Annotated in this window: 1 protein-coding gene; it reads left to right on the top strand. The window is 75.3% G+C overall.

Features of this window, described 5'->3' with window-relative positions; translation table 11 throughout:
* Window positions 1-30: 30 nt before the first annotated feature.
* Window positions 31-1,392, top strand: a 1,362-nt coding sequence (glmU, locus tag MKK68_RS02375) for a bifunctional UDP-N-acetylglucosamine diphosphorylase/glucosamine-1-phosphate N-acetyltransferase GlmU (protein ID WP_244028463.1), incomplete at its 3' end; no start/stop codon positions are given.

Raw genomic sequence — 1,392 nt, 5'->3', positions numbered from 1 at the left:
CCAGCGAGCGTCCCCGGGAACCTGAACGCGATGACGACACCGGCCCCCGCGCAGCGAAGCCTCACCGCGATCGTGCTTGCCGCGGGCAAGGGCACGCGGATGCGCTCCGACCTGCCGAAGGTGCTCCATCGCCTGGCCGGGCGGAGCATGCTCGGCCACGTGCTCGCCGCGGTCCAGGCGGCGGGCGCCGCGCGCATCGCCGTGGTGGCCGAGCCCGGCCGCGCGGACGTCGCCCGCGAGATCGAGGCTCTGGCGCCGGGCTCCGAGGTCTTCCCGCAGGTCGAGCGCCTCGGCACCGCGCATGCGGTGCTCGCGGCGCGGGTGGTCCTGAGCACCGGCGAAGGCGGGGAGGGCGACGACGTCATCGTGGCGTTCGGCGACACGCCGCTGATCACCGGCGAGACCCTGGCGCGGCTGCGGGCGCCCCTGGCCGAGGGCGCGGCGGTGGCGGTGCTGGCCTTCGAGACCGAGGCGCCCGCCGGCTACGGCCGGGTGCTCACCGAGGGCACCCGCGTGGTCGCGATCCGCGAGGAGAAGGACGCCACGCCTGAGGAGCGCGCGGTGCGCCTGTGCAATGCCGGCCTGATGGCGCTGTCGGGCGCCCACGCGCTGGCGCTGCTCGAGCGGATCGGCAACGACAACGCCGCCGGCGAGTACTACCTGCCCGACGCGGTGGCGCTGGCGATCGGCGACGGTCTCTCCGTCGCGGTGGTGCCGGTGACGGAGGCGGAGGCGCAAGGGGTCAACGACCGGGTGCAGCTCGGCGTCGCCGAGGCCGCGATCCAGGCGCGCCTGCGCCGCAGCGCCCAGCTCGGCGGCGCGACGCTCGTCGCCCCCGAGACGGTGTTCCTGAGCCACGACACGATCCTCGGGCGCGACGTGCTGGTCGAGCCCAACGTGGTGTTCGACACCGGCGTCCGCGTCGACGATGCTTGCGTGATCCACGCCTTCTCGCACCTGAAGGACGTGCGCCTGGAGGCCGGCGCCAGCGTCGGCCCGTTCGCCCGCCTGCGCGGCGGCGCGGTTCTGGAGGCCGGCGCCACCATCGGCAACTTCGTGGAGCTGAAGAACGCCCGCCTCGGGCCGGGCGCCAAGGCCGCACACCTGACCTATCTCGGCGACGCCGAGGTCGGCGCCCGCGCCAACGTCGGCGCCGGCACCATCACCTGCAACTACGACGGAGTCTCGAAGCACCGCACCACGATCGGGGCGGGCGCCTTCATCGGATCGAACTCGGCCCTCGTCGCCCCCGTCACGGTCGGGGCCGGCGCCTTCGTCGCCTCCGGCTCGGTGATCACCGACGACGTGCCCGAGGGGGCGCTCGCCGTCGCCCGCGGGCGCCAGGCGACGAAGCCGGGCTGGGCCGAGACGAAGCGGGCGGCGTTGCGGGCG

This window comes from Methylobacterium sp. E-016, assembly GCF_022829745.1.
Taxonomy (GTDB): Bacteria; Pseudomonadota; Alphaproteobacteria; order Rhizobiales; family Beijerinckiaceae; genus Methylobacterium.
Note: the sequence above shows the minus strand (reverse complement) of the source record. Positions and strands in the feature narration are given on the sequence as shown.